Source organism: Betaproteobacteria bacterium (assembly GCA_016720855.1).
In the GTDB taxonomy this organism is placed as follows: Bacteria; Pseudomonadota; Gammaproteobacteria; order Burkholderiales; family Usitatibacteraceae; genus FEB-7.
In genome coordinates this window covers 366326-385660 of the sequence record JADKJU010000005.1, presented here as the reverse complement: position 1 = coordinate 385660, position 19335 = coordinate 366326, and the positions used below count along the sequence as shown (strand labels likewise).

16 protein-coding genes are annotated in these 19335 nt (G+C 62.8%); 11 read left to right on the top strand and 5 right to left on the bottom strand.

From position 1 onward, the window contains the following. Positions 1-156: 156 nt before the first annotated feature. A complete protein-coding gene (locus tag IPP91_19625) occupies positions 157-477 on the top strand; it encodes a hypothetical protein (protein ID MBL0144248.1) in 321 nt (106 codons plus the stop codon). 42 nt (positions 478-519) lie between these two features. On the opposite strand, the gene IPP91_19620 is transcribed toward IPP91_19625, so the two are convergent. From IPP91_19620 to IPP91_19605, 4 genes are all read right to left on the bottom strand, one after another. Next, positions 520-1770 carry an HD-GYP domain-containing protein gene (locus IPP91_19620; protein MBL0144247.1) on the bottom strand — a complete coding sequence of 417 codons (1251 nt, stop codon included), beginning with the start codon at positions 1768-1770 and terminating at the stop codon, positions 520-522. A 157-nt stretch (positions 1771-1927) separates the two neighbouring features. Next, positions 1928-2308, bottom strand: a complete 381-nt coding sequence (locus IPP91_19615) for a hypothetical protein (protein ID MBL0144246.1) — start codon at positions 2306-2308, stop codon at positions 1928-1930. 371 nt (positions 2309-2679) lie between these two features. Next, positions 2680-3873 carry a porin gene (locus IPP91_19610; protein MBL0144245.1) on the bottom strand — a complete coding sequence of 398 codons (1194 nt, stop codon included), beginning with the start codon at positions 3871-3873 and terminating at the stop codon, positions 2680-2682. 387 nt (positions 3874-4260) lie between these two features. Then, positions 4261-4752 carry a hypothetical protein gene (locus tag IPP91_19605; GenBank protein ID MBL0144244.1) on the bottom strand — a complete coding sequence of 164 codons (492 nt, stop codon included), beginning with the start codon at positions 4750-4752 and terminating at the stop codon, positions 4261-4263. A gap of 775 nt (positions 4753-5527) precedes the next feature. On the opposite strand from IPP91_19605, the gene IPP91_19600 reads away from it, so the two are divergent. Then, a complete protein-coding gene (locus IPP91_19600) occupies positions 5528-6487 on the top strand; it encodes a hypothetical protein (GenBank protein ID MBL0144243.1) in 960 nt (319 codons plus the stop codon). Positions 6488-6506: 19 nt separating this feature from the next. Here the strand turns inward: IPP91_19600 and cadR are convergent, their stop codons facing one another. Continuing rightward, positions 6507-6971 (bottom strand): Cd(II)/Pb(II)-responsive transcriptional regulator, encoded by a 465-nt coding sequence (gene cadR / locus IPP91_19595; protein MBL0144242.1) that lies wholly within the window; start codon positions 6969-6971, stop codon positions 6507-6509. Positions 6972-7085: 114 nt separating this feature from the next. On the opposite strand from cadR, the gene IPP91_19590 reads away from it, so the two are divergent. From IPP91_19590 to IPP91_19550, 9 genes are all read left to right on the top strand, one after another. Then, the gene (locus tag IPP91_19590; protein ID MBL0144241.1) at positions 7086-9329 is read left to right on the top strand and encodes a heavy metal translocating P-type ATPase; all 2244 of its coding nucleotides are present in this window, start codon (positions 7086-7088) and stop codon (positions 9327-9329) included. A gap of 746 nt (positions 9330-10075) precedes the next feature. Next, positions 10076-10801 (top strand): thioredoxin domain-containing protein, encoded by a 726-nt coding sequence (locus IPP91_19585; protein MBL0144240.1) that lies wholly within the window; start codon positions 10076-10078, stop codon positions 10799-10801. Continuing rightward, positions 10798-12051, top strand: coding sequence for an NrdH-redoxin (locus IPP91_19580; GenBank protein MBL0144239.1), 1254 nt, complete (start codon positions 10798-10800; stop codon positions 12049-12051). Before IPP91_19585 ends, IPP91_19580 begins: the two co-directional genes overlap by 4 nt. 67 nt (positions 12052-12118) lie before the next feature. Further along, a complete protein-coding gene (locus IPP91_19575; protein MBL0144238.1) occupies positions 12119-12649 on the top strand; it encodes a DsbE family thiol:disulfide interchange protein in 531 nt (176 codons plus the stop codon). Between the two features lie 164 nt (positions 12650-12813). After that, positions 12814-13164 carry a hypothetical protein gene (locus IPP91_19570; GenBank protein ID MBL0144237.1) on the top strand — a complete coding sequence of 117 codons (351 nt, stop codon included), beginning with the start codon at positions 12814-12816 and terminating at the stop codon, positions 13162-13164. Positions 13165-13347: 183 nt separating this feature from the next. Next, positions 13348-14562: a TolC family protein gene (locus tag IPP91_19565; protein ID MBL0144236.1), complete on the top strand. Its 1215-nt coding sequence runs from the start codon at positions 13348-13350 to the stop codon at positions 14560-14562. 84 nt (positions 14563-14646) lie between these two features. Then, positions 14647-15852: an efflux RND transporter periplasmic adaptor subunit gene (locus IPP91_19560; protein ID MBL0144235.1), complete on the top strand. Its 1206-nt coding sequence runs from the start codon at positions 14647-14649 to the stop codon at positions 15850-15852. 7 nt (positions 15853-15859) lie between these two features. Then, positions 15860-18967, top strand: a complete 3108-nt coding sequence (locus IPP91_19555) for an efflux RND transporter permease subunit (GenBank protein MBL0144234.1) — start codon at positions 15860-15862, stop codon at positions 18965-18967. Further along, positions 18964-19314: a P-II family nitrogen regulator gene (locus IPP91_19550; GenBank protein MBL0144233.1), complete on the top strand. Its 351-nt coding sequence runs from the start codon at positions 18964-18966 to the stop codon at positions 19312-19314. Before IPP91_19555 ends, IPP91_19550 begins: the two co-directional genes overlap by 4 nt. Positions 19315-19335 lie beyond the last annotated feature (21 nt).

Below are 19335 nucleotides of genomic sequence, written 5' to 3'. Positions count from 1 at the left end.
TCCTGTTGCATATGATCGCTGCGCTCGCGATGAGCCCGAATTCGGCGTCCATCATCACTGACACGCTGCGACTGCGCAAGGAAAACTGAGATGCATTTGTTTCGATCGAGATTTCGCGGTCTGCCACTCTTGATGATGTTGGCAATGGCGAGTGCGGTGCGTGCCGAAGTCGTCACGATCGCCTGGGATGCTGTCGGCAAGTTCCAGCACGGGCAGGACATTGCGCCGGGGAAGTTTGCCGAAGTCTGCGGCAAGCTGAACAGGGATCAAGCCATACGCTGGAGCTTCCAGGCGAACGCTCCGCTCAACTTCAACATCCACTACCACGAGGGCAAGAAGGTCGAGTATCCGACCAGGCAGGATGGTGTCCACGAATCGCAGGGCACGTTGACGATACCCCTGGATCAGGACTACTGCTGGATGTGGGTCAACAAGTCCAGCGTTCCGATCTCCTTGCAGGTGCAGATGGCGCAATGATGACGGCCACACATAGCGCGAAAGGAAATCCGAGCGCGCGGCTCAGACCGCAACCCGGCTATCGAAGTAACGTGTGAGCGCCTCGCGCAGCATGGTACGTAGCCTGTCGATGTCCGCTGCGGATATCACCTGGAACATTGCTGGTGCAACGCGTTGAAACGCCTCAACGGCTGATGGATCGAAGTGTCGTCCCGAGTCGCTCGCTATCACGTCTAGCGCTTCGGCCAACGGCAATGGACGTCTATATGGACGCTCGGAGGTAAGTGCATCGAACACGTCGACAATGGCGAAGACCCTTGCGACCAGCGCGATGTCCTTTGCGCGCAGGCCTTGTGGGTAGCCCTCTCCATCGAAGTGCTCATGGTGCTGTGCGATCGTCAATGCCGCTCCATCCAACCAGGGATTGTCGGCAACGATTTCAAGTCCTAGCCTGACGTGGGTAGTCATAACCTCCCACTCGCCCTGGGTCAGGCGGCCGGGTTTCAGAAGGATGCTGTCGGGAATGCCGATCTTGCCGACGTCGTGGAGGAATGCGCCGGTGACAAGGTTCGCGATGTCGCTCCTGGGCAGGCCCATGTGCTCCGCGAGGCCGACGGCGTAGAGGGTTACGCGATAGTTGTGGGCGTCCGTGTCGGAATCGCGCTTGGCAACAGCGTTTCCCAGCGAACGCAGCAGGGACAGATTGGAATTGAGGAGGTTGCGCGATAGTTCCGAGGATCTGCGCAGCAACGCAAGCATCATTGGATACAGCAGGAACGTGGCGAGGCCTACCGACGTGACGGAGATCAGGGCCGCGGTGCGTGCATGTTGCCTTTGCACGTCGACCGCTTCGCCGTCCACGCGCGTCACACCATCTATGTAACCCACGAGACGACCATCGTTGGCGGTCAATGGCAGCCTCACCAGGATTAGCCGTTCTCCGTCGAAATCGACTCGGAGGCGACGACTTTGGCCCGTTGCGGGCCAGTCGAGAGAGGTACTGCGCGATGCCGCGATGAGTGCGGGCGGTATCTTGGCCCACGCTTCGAAAGCGGTGGCCATGTCCGGGCGAAATACGCGTATGCCTACAAATCGTGTGCGGTCGAGCAGCGCCGTCAGCTCCGCGTGGTGTTCTTCTTCTCCGTCGAGCAGTGCCTGCATCGCCGGGGTTGCAAAGTGGCGGGCGCCAGATGCCGCGTGATCCCACGCGAGTGTTTCGAAGCGGTAAGTCTCGAGCCAGTAGGAGGTGGCTCCACCGGCCAACCCGATAATGAGCCCTGCAACACCGAGCCGCCAAGCGAGAAAGCGTCGCAAGTCTTCGGGGCCCGCGGGCAACGGTCTATGCACAGAAGCGCATCGCGAAACGAAAGCGTTGGCAGTCGCGAACCTGACTAGTGAGTGGCTGTGCCTGGCGATGTGAAGAAGCAGCCGCGGCCTCTTAGTCGCGGCTGCTTCTCATGCTCCTCGGCCCCTAGCTTCCAGACGAGCGCTCGAGCGCGGCGCGCTGCTCCGCCGTCAGGGGGCGGGTGTCCGCGGTCCGGTGCATGTGGCCGACGGGATCGTCGACGTGAACCAGGCGGCCGCCCTGGTACACGTACGTCATCTGGCGGGGCGCCCAGTCGCTTTCGCCGCCGGTGTACACCCATTCGCGATCGGTCGAGAGGTCGCCGATCTGCAGGGGCTTCACGGCCGGCAGCGCCGGCGACGCCTTCACGCTTCCGAAGGGCGCCGGAACGTATTGCCAGCCGGCCTCGTCGTTGGACCTGATCCAAGTGCCGTCAGCGACGGCAGACAGCGGCGTGCCCAGGGTCATCATCATGCCGAGTGCAAATAGTGCTTTGTTGGATTTCATGTGTATCTCCCGCGTGGGTTACTCCGTCGTTCGACGGGAACCGGCGATTGCCGGTATGGAACCCACTTTACGGCTCGGGTGCTGACAGTACCCATACGCTGCGATTACAAAAGTGTAGGAAAGGCAAATGATCGAACGGTGATAACGTCATCGAAAAGGGTAGCGTCTGGTTCTGACGGACACATCCTGCGAGCTCCGTACGGAGGATGTGCGCGAATGGCGTGGCAGACGAAAAAATGTCGGGAGTGCGGGACGTCAACCTTACGCGCTGGAGAAAGGTTGCGCCACCCACTCCCGACGGCCTCAAGCGGAAGTTGTGAGCGCCACGAGCTACTCTAGTGCCGCAGTAGCGCTCCGAGCAGTACCTGCTCTCAGAACCTGTAGCGAATGCCGAGAGCCACGCCTTGCGGATCGGCGCCTACACCGGCCGCCGGGGCCCCGGACACTCCGAAGTTGTACGCCGCCGCCTCGTCGTTCCTGATCTGCGTCCAGAAGGCGTACAGGGAGGTCATGGCATCCAGATCGAAGACGTATCCCGCGGCCCACTGCTCCGCGCCCAGGCCGCGTGTCGAGCAGGCGGCGCCGGATGCGAGGCTGCAACTGCCTTCGTCAGCCTTGCTGTAGCTCAGGATGGCGCGGTGCCGGCCCATGCGATGATTGACCGAGCCCACCCAGGCGTCACGCTCGAATTCGCGCATGGTCCCGGTGTTCGTCGTGTACTTGAGGTTCTCCCAGACGAGCAGCAGTTCCGTATTGGAAAAGAGCTTGTAGCCCACGCCGACCTTGTTGGCGCTGTCCTTCGACGTCGCGCCGGCAGGGGGAACGAACAGCGCCCCCGTCGATCCCGTTCCGGGAGCGAATGTCTGCAGCGAGTTCAGGCCGAACACATCCTCGCGCTCCTCGTAGGCGTAGCTTGCGAACCAGGGGCCGCGCTCGTAGCGGACCTGCGCCGATATCACGGTCGGGTTGATGCCGCTCGAGGTCTTATTCTCGTTCATGCCGTAGGAAATCTCCCCGGCGAAACCGGAGTAGACCGGGCTACGGTAGATGACCACGTTGTTCTGCCGCGCATCGAAGCCGGCGTTCTGCTGTTGCGCGCCGGCGGCATTGCCGCCGACGGCCGATCCGCCGACGGCGTTCACGCTCGTGACATTGAAGCCGGGACTGCCGAGTATCCCCTTCTGGGTCGCGATTCCCGTGGCGAAGAATGGGTCCTTGCCCTGGACGCTGCGCTTGTAAGGGCTGTCGATGTTGCCCCCATAGAGAAGAGTGCCGAAATTCCCCTCCAGGCCGATGAAGGTGTCGCGACCAGCCAGGGTTCCCGCGCCCCCGTCCGTGCTGTACCCGGACTCGACCTGAAACACCGCCTTCAGGTCGCTGCCGAATTTGCGCGAGCCGCGGATTCCGAAGTTCGTCGAGTTCGAACGCAGGACCGACCGTGACGATACGTTCGCGGGCGTAAGCCCCGGCGCGCCGACCATGCTGTTGAGCCCGCTCGTGCCAGCGGTGGCGCCAGTGCGCTCGACCGTCCCTGCGTCGGTATTGATCGTGCCGTAGAGCGTCACAGTGGCACCGAGGACGGTTGCGCTGAGGTCGCGTGGGCCTGCGGACTGCGGCGCCGGCGCTGGTGCTGCCGGCGGTGCCGTTCGTTGGGCCTCCTTGATTTCGCGTAACTCCCTCTTCAGTGTCTCGATCTCGGCTCTCAGGCTCTGCAGGTCATCAGCGGCCCCGGCGGCCGATGAGCCCAGCAAGGCGATCGCGCCAAGGGCAATAGCGCTCGTTCGACTTAATGCAAATCTCATTGTCGTGGTCCCTCCGGATCGTTACCGCCGCGTGGGCGGCGCATACCGCCAATGGCCAGTACTCTGCTGACTCTATGGAGATACCCTTAACAAGAGGAAGACCATCGCATTACATTTGCGTACCCTTGTAAACAGGTGCATGCAAGGAAGTTACCCTCCGCCAGAGCTCTCGAGCGCTCTGCGCTCCGCTTCTGTCAGTGGCCGAGTGTCTGCTTGTCGCGTCATGTGTCCAGGCGGATCGTCGACGTGAACCAGGCGGCCACGCTCGAAAACATATTGCATCGGGCGAATCTGCCAGCCCCCTTCCTCGCCCATGAAGACGTATTCACGGTCGAGGGAGATGTCACCGAGCTTCAGAGGCGTTGATTCTGCGGCAAGGGATTGCATATGGCCACTGGGCGCATTGACGAGAAGTAGCCGGCCATTGTCGAAGCGATACTCTATCGGACGAAGTTGCCAGCCGGACTCTTCGCCCTGCCAGATGTATTGGCCGTCGGGGGAAAGGTCTCCCAACTTCAATGATCCTGGCGCCGCGCTTGAAGTGACGCGGCCTAAGGACTGGCCAGCGTCAGCGAGCGATGCGAGTGGAAACGTTAGGGCGAGCGTTAGTCCAAGAGCGGTGAAGAGAGTGCTGAGCGTCATGTCTGTCAATCTCCTTTGTTGTAGTCACCTGACGGTGTCAGGGTCCGGCTCCGGCCGGCACAAGTCCGACTCTACAAAGGCGAGAGTGACGAGAGACCTACTAGGAAGTTACAAACGTGTTGCTCCATTGACCATAGATGGCACGTCGCTATGGTTGTGTCACATTCAACATGGGGCCGAGTGGCAGACCGCTATTGTGGCGTGCAGTGCGCGTCCTGCGGCTATTACTGTCGCGGGGAGCGACGGCACGTTGACGATTGTCTTCTCATCCCCGTCGACGGCAACGATTCAACTTCCGGGCGGCCGGACCACGGCCATCCAGCCGCAGCCCTGGTAGGTCCAGCCGGGTCGCGCTTTCAGGAGCGGCCGGGTTTGTGGGCGCCGCAGATGTGTCTTGCGGCGCCACCCTTCCCCAAGGATTCCTGCGGGTACCTTCTGTCAATCCCTTCAAGATGCCGCAGTGCGCTGAGTCCCGCGTGATCCGGCACGTGTCGCGCAGGCTCCTGAGTTGCTTCTCCAGATGCCGCAGCTACTTTCAATGCGTGCCCTTAGTCGTGGGCCAAAGGTCCCACGAAAGCGTGACTTAAGTAGTTATTGCTTGTCCTCGATCAACTGGAAATTGTCGCGGGCGAAGAAACTGCTGGGCACGTTGCGTAACTACGTCTAGAGGCTAGTCATGAAGCTCGTTCTCGCCAGTTGCCTTGCAATGGTGATCTCCACTGTGAGCCAGGCCCAAATGATGCATGGCTCGCTAGGCACGTCGGGATACTTCCCAATGGTCGATGGCGCGCGCTATGAGTACGTGCACACCGGTGGTGTGTGGTCATCGAGCGCGATGGTCGTTCGGGCCGGGCAGAATTGGGCCGACCAGTCCGGTCTTTTCGCGATGCACTACACCTACGAGTGCCGTGCAGGTGTCAGTTGCGCGACGTACGCTACCGACTTCTACGGGATGAGGCCGGGTGGCGTCTACTACTACGGCGGCACCGGGGCAGACCCCGCCGGGACGCGCTTTTCGACCACGGTTCTCTCGTCCCCGGAATGCATTCTCCGAGACACCGTGTTCCCTGGGACGATGATGGGATCCGGGAGGTACGCCAACGCGGGTAGCTGGACGAGCAACGTGTACGGTGTCTGCAATATGTGGGGCTCGAGCAGTTACGCGAGCACCTACTCGGCCCAGAGTCTCGAGACGGTGATTACCCCGGCCGGGACGTTTGCCAACGCGCTCCATGTGCGCGAGCAGCGCGGCTCCGGCGAAGCGCGCGACGTTTGGTATGCCCAAGGCGTGGGCATTGTCATGATCGACGACGGCACCCAGGTCGTGCGGCTATCCGGCTACACGATGCCGGGCGGGGCGCAATCTGCCGGCGCCAATGCCGTGCTGCCGTTCACGCCGTTCACCGGCATGTGGTGGAACCCCAACGAGTCGGGGACGGGCTACAACCTGCAGGTGCAGCACGGCGTGATGGTCGTGACCATGTTCAGCTACAACTCGTCGGGTGATCCGGTCTGGTACTACGCGCCGGGCCGCCTTGTGAGCAACGGCAACACCATCACGATGACGGCGACCCTGGACCGCTATCGCGGCGGGCAGTGCGCGTCCTGCGGCTATTCGCGACCCGCTGTGGCAGGGAGCGACGGCACGTTGACGATTGTCTTCTCATCCCCGTCGACGGCAACGATTCAACTTCCGGGCGGCCGGACCACGGCCATCCAGCCGCAGCCCTGGTAGGTCCAGCCGGGTCGCGTTGTCAGGAGCGGCCGGGCTTGTGAGCGCCGCGAATGTGCCTTGCGGCGCCCCCCTTCCCCAGGGATTCCTGCGGGGCACCCTCGGTGAGCCCCTTCAGGATGCCGCAGTGCGCTGAGTCCCGTGTTATCCGGCACGTGTCGCGCAGGCTCCTGAGCTGCTTTTCCAGTTGCCGAAGTTCTTCCACGCGTTCGGCCACGTGGCCGATGTGCTCGTCGAGAAGCGCGTTGACCTCGCCACAGTTCTCGTCGGGCAATTCCCTGAAGCGCAGCAGCACCCGGATCTCGTCGAGCGTCATGTCGAGGTTCCTGCAGTTGCGGATGAACGCCAGCCGCTCGACGTGGGATTCGCCGTAGATGCGGTAGTTGCCATCACTGCGTGGTGCGGCCGGCAATAGCCCCTCGCGCTCGTAGTAGCGGATGGTTTCCACCTGCGTGCGGGTCAGGCCCGCCAGCTCACCGATCTTCATCCTCGCCCACCTCCGCGTCGACGGCTCCGAACTGGCGACCATGGCGGCAATTATAGGCGCTTGACCCTCTAGTGGCTTCAGGGTTTCCAATGCGGGTGTATCCAGGAGACCTCAATGAGCGCGCGTGCAGATTCCGCCGTTCCACCGGCCGCCCCCCCGGAAACCTGCGGTTGCCGTGGCGGCTGCGCCACCGCACCGGTCAGTGATGCCGCCCTGGCCGTGACAGAGCGCGCCCCGGGAAAGCAGGTCTTCCGGATCTCGACGATGGATTGCCCCTCGGAGGAAGGCGACATTCGCCGCGCGCTCGAAAAGGTATCCGGCCTGAAGGGGCTCGAGTTCCGATTGGAGGCGCGGACCCTTGCCATCGATGCGTCGCCCGCCGTCATTCCATTGGCGCTCGACGCGATCCGTCGTGCCGGGTTCGACCCCCAACCCGTCGCCCCCGCTGCCTCGGACGAGCATGACCATGATCATCCTTCCGAAGGACTGTGGCGCCTGGGCCTCGCGCTGGCGCTCGCAATCGCAGCGGAACTGGTCGACTTCCTGGCACCACGAACGACGTCATTCGAGGTCGTAGGGATCGCGCTTGCCGCGGGAGCCATCTGGCTGGCCGGATTCTCGACGTACGGCAAGGGGCTGGCGGCACTGCGCCAGGGGCGCCTCAACATCAATGCGCTCATGAGCGTTGCGGTGACCGGCGCCTTCCTGATCGGCCAATGGCCGGAAGCGGCCATGGTGATGGCCCTCTATGCCATCGCGGAACTCATCGAGGCGCGGGCCGTGGACCGCGCGCGAAACGCCATCAAGGGCCTCCTCGACCTGACTCCGGATACGGCCGAGGTACGCCAGGCGGATGGGAACTGGCTGGAGGTTCCCGCGCGGGAAGTCCCTGTCGATGCCGTCATCCGGGTGAAGCCCGGCGCGCGAATCGCGCTCGACGGAGTCGTGGCGGCAGGAACGAGCGCGGTGGACCAGTCCCCGGTGACCGGCGAGAGCATTCCGGTCGACAAGTCGAAAGGCGACGTGGTCTATGCAGGCACGATCAACCAGGTCGCGACGCTGGAACTGAAAGTCACGGCTGCAGCAGGTAACACCACGCTCGCTCGCATCATCCACGCGGTCGAGCAGGCGCAGGGAGCCCGTGCCCCCACGCAGCAATTCGTGGACCGGTTCGCGGCGATCTACACGCCTGCCGTATTTGCCCTGGCGCTCGCTGTGGCTGTGCTGACGCCGTGGCTCATGGACCTGACCTGGACGCAGGCGCTTTACAAGGCTCTCGTCCTGTTGGTCATCGCCTGCCCTTGTGCCCTCGTCATCGCCACGCCGGTTACGGTGGTCAGCGGACTCGCGGCCGCCGCGCGCCGCGGCATCCTGATCAAGGGCGGCATCTACCTCGAGGAAGCGCGCAATCTCAAGGCGATCGCTTTCGACAAGACCGGCACGATCACCGAAGGCAAGCCCAGGCTGGTGGCGACGGAGATCCTGCCATCCGACTCGCCGGATGCCCTCGTGTTGCGCTGGGCCGGCGATCTGGCCGGGCACTCGGATCATCCGGTCGCGAAGGCCATCGCGGCAGGGTTGGAGAAGGGCAATGGCTTGCTGCAGGGATTCACTGCGCTGCCGGGGCGCGGCATCGAGGCCCGTGTGGACGGGCGTACGCTGGTCCTCGGCAACCATCGGCTGATCGAGGATCGCGGCCTGTGCAGTGCGCAGATCGAGGCGCGTCTCGCGGTGCACGAAGCGCAAGGACGCAGCGTCACCTTGCTGGCGACCGAGTCACGGGTGCTCGCGATCTTCGCCGTGGCGGACACCATCAAAGAGAGTTCGCGGCAGGCGCTCGCGGAACTGCATGCGCTCGACGTGAAGTCGGCGATGCTCACCGGCGACAACATGGCGACTGCGCAAACCATCGGCAAGCTCGCGGGCATCGACGATGCGCGCGGGAACCTGCTCCCTGAGGACAAGCTGGCAGCCATCGCGGACCTGCGAGAGCGCCATGGACCCGTCGCGATGGCCGGCGACGGCATCAACGATGCGCCCGCGCTCGCGCGCGCGGACATCGGGATCGCCATGGGGGCGGCAGGCACCGACATCGCGATGGAGGCCGCCGATGTCGTCATCATGAATGACGACTTGCGCCGCATACCGGAGACCATCCGCCTGTCGCGTCGGACGCATGCGGTCCTGTGGCAGAACATCGTCCTCGCGCTCGGGATCAAGGCGGTGTTCCTCGTCCTGGCGGTGCTCGGCAGCGCGACGATGTGGATGGCCGTGTTCGCCGATATGGGGGCAAGCCTGATCGTCGTGTTCAACGGGCTGCGTTTGCTGAGAGCAAACAGGATTGGTGAAAAGGCATGACGCGGCGCCCGCGTCTCGTGGAGTGGTCTGGAGTCACTTTGCCGCGGGAGGCGCAAGGCTCCATCGTTTGCGGCCGATCAAGAGGCGAGGGTGATGCACAGGCACAATCGCAGCTTCTTGCCTACTCCGCCCTGCGATCCGGGGCGCCCAACCCGATTCATCTGCGATCGACAGTCGACTGCTGAATGTCTGAAGCCTCTCCATCGTGAACAGGGCGCTCGCTATTTTGTTGCTCGTTGCGCTACCGCTGCAGTGGGCTTGGACGGCGCAGTCCTTCGGCTGCGAGAGCCAAGGCCCAGCGGCAACCCTTCGGGTGGCGCTGCAAGTCGACGACTTTGGACCTGCGGCAGTGGGCGTTGCGGGCCATGAATGCTGCGCACACAGCGAACCCACCGAAGTCCAATGCAGTCCGGATTGCACCGATTGCCATGGTCTTGGCATCAATGCCCTCGTAGTCCTTCCTTCCACGATCGGCGTGATTGCCGGCACTCCGGGGACCAGCACGCATTCCTGTCGCGCCCCGAACCACATCCCGACACCCCCTACGGCCGCCGCCCTCGTCGCTCGCCTGAGGGATTGAAAGGGCCAATCGTGGGCCGTCGCCCGCGAACGTCGGCCCGGATGTGATGCGAGCGGACGAATCGATTCACCATCGATCGCCGGCCATGTTCCAGGCCCGCCGTTTGCACACGTCGCCAGATTGACGTGCAGCGGGTCGCGGCGCGCGGCCAGAACCGGAGATTGGGATGAGCAAGAACTCGAAGTCCAGAACAGTCGATACGAAAGCTACGGCACAGCAGGAATCGCAGGAACCGCAAACGATTCCGCAATCCCGCCCGACCGGCGGAAGGACGGTCCTCATCGTGTCAGGTGTCGCCCTCCTGTTGGCCATCGTGGTGGGGATATTCCTGTACTCGCAGTCGTCATCGTCGACAAGCCGGCCGGGACTCGCGAGCCAGCATTCGCCGACGATGGGCGACCCGGGAGCCAAGGTCCACATCGTTGAGTTCCTTGATCCGGCGTGCGAGACGTGCGCCGCGTTCTATCCCTTGGTCAAGCAGATGATGGCCGACAACCCGAACAGGATCCGGGTTTCGATCCGGCACGTCGCATTCCACAAGGGTTCCGATTACGTGGTCGCGCTTCTGGAGGCGAGCCGCAAGCAGGACAAGTACTGGCAGACGTTGGAGGCGGTGCTGGCCACCCAGGAGCGCTGGGCCATCAATCACGCGGTCGAGCCCGAACTCGTCCGGCAGGCCATTGCCGGCGTGGGACTCGACATGCAGCAACTTGCTGCCGACATGAAGGCGCCGGAGGTCGAGCAGCGCGCGACGCTGGACCGCATCGAGGCGGCCCAATTGAAGGTGACCAAGACGCCGGAGTATTTCGTCAACGGTCGCCAGATGCAGAGCTTCGGCCGGCAGCAACTGCAGCGCCTGGTCGCCGACGAGATCGCGAGAGCGTACAAATGAGCCGCCCGCATGGGGCGGAACGCGCCTCGGCCGCTGCGCGAGGGCTCGCCCATTGGGCCTGCTTCTTCCTGGTGGCGTGCCTGGCCTGGATCGCTTCCGCTCCCGCGCTGGCGAACGCCCCGCAGGCTGCTGGTGCAGCGAGCGCCAGCGCGGGAAAGCAGGTCATGGAGGTGTTCGTCCGCGAAGGCTGCCCGCATTGCGCGAAGGCCGAGGTCTTCCTGGGCGGCCTCGCCAGGGAACGACCGGATCTCGACATCGTCATCCGCGACGTTCTCAAGGAACCTTCCGCGCTCGAGCGCCTGCAGGAGATCGCGAAGCAGCAGAAGGCGGGCAATGCGCGCGTGCCGGCGTTCTTCGTGAACGGACAGCTGATCTTCGGGTTCTCGACGGAGGCGTCGACGGACAAGCTGATCCGGGGCGCGCTTCAGGGACAGGCGATCAAGCCCGGAGAGGGCGGTGTCCAGGGTGAGAGTTGCGCGGCGCAGGAGGGCTCCACCTGCAGGGCGGAGGAGGAAGCCGGCGCCTTCGAGGTGACCCTCTTCGGCAGGACGGTGACGCTCGAGGACGTGGGCCTGCCGGCCTTCACGGTCGCCATGGGGCTGCTCGATGGTCTGAATCCCTGCTCGATCTGGGTCCTGATATTGATGATCTCGCTGCTCTCCACGCTCAACGACCGCAAGCGCATGCTCGCCATCGCGGGGACATTCGTCCTGGTGGAGGGCATCGCGTACTTCGTCTTCATGGCGGCGTGGCTCAACCTGTTCCTGCTCATCGGCCTGTCGCGCGCCTCCCAGATCATCGTCGCCCTGATCGCCATCTTCGCCGGCCTGATCAACCTCAAGGATTTCGTGGCGCCCGGCGTCGGCTTTTCCCTTTCCATTTCCGACAAGTCCAAGCCGGGAATATACGCGCGCATGCGGGCCATCCTGCACGCGAAGAGCCTGCCGGCCGCGATCGTCGGCGTCATCATCCTGGGGCTGCTCGTGCAGGTCGTCGAATTCCTTTGCACTTCAGGCTTCCCGGCACTCTTCACGCGCATCCTCACGCTGCGCAACCTCGATACCGCCAGCTACTACGGCTACCTGCTCCTCTACAACGCGGCCTACATGTTTGACGACATGATCGTGCTGGCCATTGGAGTGACCACCCTGTCCCACCGCCGCCTCCAGGAGAAGGAAGGTCGCTGGCTGAAGCTCATCAGCGGCGTGGCGATGGTCGGCCTGGGCATCTACCTGATGGTGACGGAGTGAGGACGTGCGGAAACAGCCAGTGCCGCCATGGGATCCACCGTGGCGACGACGACAGGAGACCGAGACAATGAAGGCGCTCAAGTACATCGTTCCGCTGGCGATCTTTGCCGTGATGTGCGTTTTCCTCGGCATCGGACTGACCAGGGACCCGCGACAGATTCCTTCCCCATTCATCGACAAGCCCGCGCCCGTCTTCACTCTGACCCAGCTCCACGATCCACAGGTGACGTTTTCGCCGGAACAGATGAAGGGCAAGGTCTGGTTGCTCAACGTGTGGGCATCCTGGTGCCCCGCCTGCAAGATTGAGCACCCTGTGCTGAACGACATGAGTCGCCGTGGCATCGCTCCCATCGTCGGCCTCAACTACAAGGACCAGCGCGCCGATGCGAAACGCTGGCTGCAGCAGAATGGCGATCCCTACCAACTGTCGGTGTGGGATTTCGAAGGCAAGGTCGGCATCGACTATGGCGTGTACGGTGCGCCGGAGACCTTCGTGATCGACAAGCAGGGCGTGATCCGCTACAAGCAGATCGGTCCCATTACTCCGGAAGTGCTGGAAAAGACTCTGCTTCCCCTTATCGCCAAGCTCAATGGGTGAGCTTGATGCACTTTGTCGGACAGCTTGTAGGGGCATTTTTCTGGTAGAGTGCCGCCGCGCAATCGAAGTCGATGGGTATGCATTGAATTTGGTACGCCGCCATCACGAACGCGTTTGCGGATGTCTCCCGCCGCGATACTGAACGAGCACTGAACTCCTGCCTCATGCGACGTCTCCTGGCCATCATCGTGTTGTTTGTCCTCCCCCTGCAGTGGAGTTTCGCTGCTGTGGCGGAGTACTGCCAGCACGAAACGCCTCCCGCTGCGCAATCACACCTGGGGCACCACGAAAAGCAAACCGTGGACAAGGCAGCCGACACGGACAAGGACAAGTCGGGCGTTCCTGGCGACTTCGAATGTCCGATGTGTCACCACCTGTGCGCCAGTGCCGTGGTTGTGGATGCTTCGACGTCGATTGCGGAAACAGGGGGAAGCCCCCAGTTCCAGTTGCACGACTCCTTCCCGCAGCACCCTCCAGAAAATCCTTTCCGTCCTCCACTCGCCCTCGGCGCGTAAGCCCCGGCGAGTCTCCTACCTTTAGTCGCTAGCGCTGACCCAAGCGCGGCGTCCTCTCGCCGGATTCCTTCTGGATTTCCGCTGGCGTCGCTTTGCCAGAGTTCGATCGAGGACACGATGAAGAAATTGTTTGGGATTTCCTGCCTGCTCTGGATCGCTGCCGCGCACGCTCAGGGCACTGAAATGCCGGTGACTCCGGCCAAGCCGCTCACGCTTCAGGAAGCCTGGACTCTGGCTGAGCAGAACAGCATCAGCTTGAAATCGGCACGCGCCGCCGTGGCTGCGGCCGAGGGCCACGCCGAAGATACTCGCGGTCTCCTGTGGAACAACCCTGAGTTCAATGCCGAGGGCCTGCGTCGCCAGCTACCGCCATCGGATATTGGCACCACCACGAACCGCGAATGGGGTGCTGGAATCACCCAGGCCCTGGAGATCGGCGGGCAGCATGGCCACCGACGCGAAGCGGCGCGGCAGGAGCTCATTGCCGCACAACTGCTCGCGCAGGAAGCCGAACGCGAGGTGCGCGCGGATGTCGAGAGGCGCTTTGTGCAGGTACTCGCCTTGCAGGCCCGAATTGGCATCGAACGCGATTCACTCACGCTGATCGAGCGTACATCCAGCTTCGCGGGTAAGCGCGTGGCAGCCGGCGAGGACAGCAGGCTGGATGGCAATGTGGCGCTCATCGAAGCAGGGCGCGCCCGTAACCAGCTTGCCGCGCTGACGGACCAACTCCTGCAGGCCCGCGTCGAACTGGGCGAACTCTTGCAATGGCCATCAGCGACTCTCCCGGACGTTGTCGGTGATCTCGAATCCAGGGCGACAGTGCCAGCGCTAGAGCGCTTGCTCGAAACAGCCGCCGAACGCTCGCAACTGAAAGCAATTCAGGCCAAGGAAGCGGCGGCGCGAAGCAAGCTCGATCTCGAACTCGCGGCGCGCATTCCGGACATCACCGTAGGACTCGGCGTGGGACGCGAGGGCCCGCAAGACTTCCGCGAGAACATCACGCTTCTCAGCGTCTCCGTGCCGTTGCCGCTATTCAAGCGCAATAGCGGCAATGTGGCGCAAGCGCAGGCTGACCTCGCTCGCGCGCAGGCCGAGCGCCAAGGGCTCGAAAGGGGCCAAGGCGCCAATGTGCGCGCACTCTGGCATCGCTATCAGAGTCTCAGGAGTCGCGTGCAGAACTTACGCGACGCTGTGTTGCCCGCACTCGAGGAGAACCAGCGTCTGTCACAACAGTCTTTGCGCGAGGGCGAAATCGGCGTGCCTCAGCAGGTTCTTGTCAACCGGCAGCTGCTCGATGGCCGCCGTGACCTCCTAGAGGCGATCACCGAGTTGCGCCTGACTCGCATCGCCCTCGATCAAATTGCCGGAAGCGCAGCAGAGACTGCTGCTCGCTGATCGCTGATCGTCATGACCCACATTCTCGAATTCTTCAGGAGCACCCCATGCAGCAGTCTTTAAACGAATCCCCGGCATCGCGTCTTGCGTTGGCCGCATTTCTCGGTGCCGTCTCCCCTTGTTCTGGCCGGATGCGATAGCAAGGAAGCAGCCACGCCGGACAAGGGCGCAACCACCAAGTCCGCCAATAAGTCTGCGCCTGCCAAGGGCGACAAGCATGACGAGAAGGGATCCGAAGCCGCTCACACGGAAGGCCAGGCCATCAAGCTGTCGGACGAGGAACTGAAAGTCGCCGGCATTCGTGTCGAGCCCGTGCAGGAGCAGGAGGTGTCCGACCAATTGGTGGTGACCGCCACCATTCAGGCCAACCAGGACCGCCTCGCCCGCCTGGCGCCGCGGGTGCCCGGCAAGATCGTCAACGTGAGCGCCAATCTCGGTGATCAGGTGCGCGCGGGTCAGGTACTAGCCAGCCTCGACAGCATCGAAGTGGGCGAGGCGCGTTCGGCCTATGTGCAGGCAGAAAGCGAAGCGCGGGTCGCCAAGTCCAATCTGGAACGCGCAGAACGGTTGCAGGCTGAGCAGATCGTCTCCCAAAAGGACTTCCTGCGCGCCAGGGCTGAGCATGAAAAGGCTCGGGCGGCCTTGCGAGCCGCAGCCGACAAGGTGCAAATGCTCGGGATTGGAATCAATGGCGACAATGTCTCGGTGTTTCCGCTGACGGCACCCTTCGCCGGCACGATTATCGAGAAGAAGGCCGTTCTGGGTGAACTGGCGCAGCCAGATAAGCCCCTCTTCGGAATTGCCGACCTGTCCGTCCTCTGGATCGAGGCGAATCTCGCGGAGAAGGACCTTTCCCGCATCAAGGTAGGCGATAGCGCGATGGTGACCGCCTCCGCCTACCCAACGGAGCGTATCCCCGGAAAGCTCACCTTCATCGGCGCCACGCTCGACAAGGAAACGCGCACCATCCGGGGTCGCATCGAGGTCCGCAATCCGGATGGGCGCCTGAAGCCGGAGATGTTTGTCACCGCCGCCATCCAGACCTCCGGCAAGTCGAAGGCCATCGTGTTGCCCGACGAGGCTGTCGTGCTTATCTCCGCACAGCCCACGGTTTTCATTGAAGACCATGACGGCTTCGAACCGCGCGCCGTGCAGCTGGGCGAGCGCCTTCAGGGGCGAGTCGTGATCAAGGCCGGCCTCAAGGTCGACGAGTTGGTGGTGGTGGGCGGCGCCTATGCATTGAAGGCCCGGTCGCTGAAGTCGCAGATCGGCGAAGGCCACGCGCACTGACCCGACCATGCTAAATCAAATCGTCAATGCGGCCTTGCGCTACAAGGTCCTTGTGCTGGTGGGCTTTGTCCTTCTGGTGGTCTTCGGCGTGCGTGCGTTCCAGCAGGTGCCTGTGGACGCCTTTCCCGACGTCACGCCAAACCAGGTCAGCATCTACACCGAGTCCCCCGGTCTCGCCGCCGAAGACGTGGAGCGCCTGCTTACGTCGCCCATCGAGACTTCGATGGCGGGGCTGGCTGGCGTGGAGTACATCCGCTCCATTTCCCTCTTCGGCCTCTCCTACGTCGGGGTGTACTTCAAGGACAACGTCGACATCTACTTTGCCCGTCGATTGGTCGGCGAGAAGCTCCAGGAGGCCAAGGAGAGAATCCCGCAAGGCTACGGGGAACCCGAGCTTGGGCCGAACAGCTCCGGGCTGGGGCAGGTGTTCTGGTACACGATCGAATCGGCAGACCAGAAGCTTTCGGCCATGGATCTGCGCACCATTCAAGACTGGAACGTGCGCCTGATGCTTCGCACCGCCCCGGGTGTGGACGACGTGACCTCCTGGGGTGGGTTTGAAAAGCAGTTCCAGGTTCAGATCGATCCCAACAAGCTCATCAAGTATGGGTTGACCTTCAAGGCCGTGATGGAGGCAATTACTGCCAACAACCGCCAGGTGGGCGGGCAGTTCGTAAACCTCGGGCAAGAGCAGTTCCTGGTACGTGGTTTGGGACTGGTCAGCACAGCCGAGGAAATTGGAGACATCGTCGTAACAGAGCGGGAGGCCACGCCAATTCACGTGCATGACGTGGCCGAGGTCAAGGAAGGTCCGGGCTTGCGTTTCGGCGCGGTCACTCGCGATGGCAAGGAAGTCACGCTCGGCATTGCATTGGCCCGCATCAACGAGAATGCCAAAAACGTTGTCGAGTCCGTGAAGGCAAAGCTCGCACTTGCCCAGCAGTCCTTGCCCGCAGGCGTGAGCATCAACCCGGTTTACGACCGGACGGAGATCGTCGACAAGGCGATGAGCACGGCGGAGCGCGCCTTACTGGAGGGCTCCATCCTGGTTGCCGTGGTGCTGTTCTTATTCCTTGGCGAGATCCGCTCGGCGATTGTTGTGATCGTGACCTTGCCGCTTTGCATGCTGATTGCTTTCATGCTCATGCAATATTTCGGACTTTCGGCCAACCTGATGTCCCTTTCTGGCCTGGCCATAGGCATCGGCATGATGGTGGACGGAGCCGTGGTGATGGTGGAGAACAGTTTTCGACTGCTGGCGCACAAGGTCGGGGGACCCCCAGTCAATCGCACCCACGTGATTCTCGAAGCGGCGCGCGAGGTCATGAACCCGATCGCGTTCGCGATTCTCATCATCATCGTCGTGTTCCTGCCGCTCTTTTCGCTGACCGGACTGGAGGGCAAGCTCTTCAAGCCCATGGCGCTCACCATCACGTTCGCCATGGCGGGCTCGCTCTTTCTCACCATGACGCTCGTCCCGGTGCTTTCTGCACTCATCCTGAAGCCGATGGAGGAGCGAGACACCTGGCTGGTAGCGCGCGCCAAGCGGGCCTTTCTGCCGATCCTGGATTGGGCCCTCGAGCGAAAGCGTTTGGTCGTGGGTGGCGCCTCAGTCCTTCTCGTCATCTCGTTGGCGGCCTTTCCGTTTCTTGGCAAGGAGTTCATGCCGACGCTGCAGGAGGGCGCCATCATGTTTCGGGTCACGGGCATACCCTCGACCTCGCTGGAGGAGTCCGTACGCGTGTCGCAGCGCATGAATGATGTGCTCAAGAAGAGCTACCCGCAAACGAAGTCGGTTCTCGCCACCATTGGCCGCGCCGAGAAGGGCGAGACGACGGACGCCAATTACATGGAGGTCCTGGTCGATGTGAAACCGGAATCGGAATGGCCAAAGCGCATGTCCATGGCTAAATTGTCCGCCGCCATGCAGGAAACGCTTGAGGAGGCCATGCCGACGGTGGTCGTGGCTGCCACACAACCCATTCAGATGCGCGTGGAAGAACTGATCTCCGGCGTTCGGGCAACGCTCGCCTTGAAGGTCTATGGTCCCGACCTTGAAGTCCTCGATCGCCTCGGCGCACAGATCAAACCGATACTGGGGGCTGTGCCTGGTGTGGCCGATCTATCCCTGGAGGCAAACAAGGGCAAGCCACAGATTGTCGTGAAGGTCGACCGGCAGGCCGCATCGCGTTATGGCATCAGTGCCGACGACATCCTGGAAATGGTGCAGGCCGGCATCGGAGGCAAGGCGGTCAGCACGCTCCTTGATGGAACACGCCGCTTCGATATCCAGGTGCGACTGGACCTGGCATCGCGGGACAGTCTGCGCTCCATCGGCAACATCCCGCTGCGCGGTCCCGGCGGCGCGTTGGTTCCGCTGTCGCGCGTGGCGAGCATCGAGACGGACGAAGGCTACACGTTCGTCCGGCGCGAGCAGCTCCAGCGGTATGCAGTGATCCAGATGGATGTGAAGGGACGCGACGTCGATGGTTTCGTGAAAGAGGCCGACGCGAAGCTGAAGGCACAGGTGAAGCTGCCGGAGGGCTACTGGGTAGAGTGGGGCGGCGCCTTCGAGAACCAGCAGCGCGCCCTGAATCGCCTGGCGATCATCGTGCCGCTCACCATCGGGCTGATCTTCATCCTGCTGTACACGGCCTTCAACTCCGTGGCGCATGCGACTCTCATCATCGCCAACGTGCCCTTTGCCATCATCGGCGGCGTGTTCGGGCTCGCCGTCACCGGCCAGTTCGTTTCGGTTCCCTCGGCGATCGGATTCATCGCCGTATTCGGCGTGGCCATGCTCAACGGCATCGTGTTGGTGACGTTCCTCAACGACTTGCGACATCAGGGCTACAGCGTCCGGGACGCGGTCCGGCAAGGGGTCGCCCTACGGCTCAGGCCTGTGCTCATGACCGCCTCCGTGGCCATCCTCGGTCTCGTGCCGATGCTGATCTCGACCGGAGTGGGGGCGGAGACTCAGCGGCCGCTGGCCACGGTGGTCGTAGGGGGGCTCTTCACATCGACGGCACTAACGCTGCTGCTGCTGCCCCTGCTCTACGAGTGGCTGGAGACCCGTCGCGAACAAGCACGCACCCGAGAAGGAGATGACGCGTGAAGGAGATCAAAGCCTATGTGCACAGCAATCGCATTGCCGACGTAATTGCCGCCATTGAAGAGTCGGGCTTGATGTCGAGTGCCACCCTGCTCGGCGTACGCAACATCAACGCAACGTCGGTCCAAAGCCTGCTGAAACCGGTGGACAGTGCCGAGCAGAGGTACTCGCTGCAGCTCGGCGAAGCCGTGATCGACGAAGTTCGCCTTGAGCTGCTTTGCGAGGACGACCAGGTGGAGCCGTTGGTTGCCCTGATTGATCGCACGGCGCGCACCGGGCAGCGGATTGCCGGATGGATTCTGGTTATCGATGTCTCGAAGGCGGTAGTCATAGGCGGGCCCCATGTCTAGTCATTCAGAGTGTTTCCAACT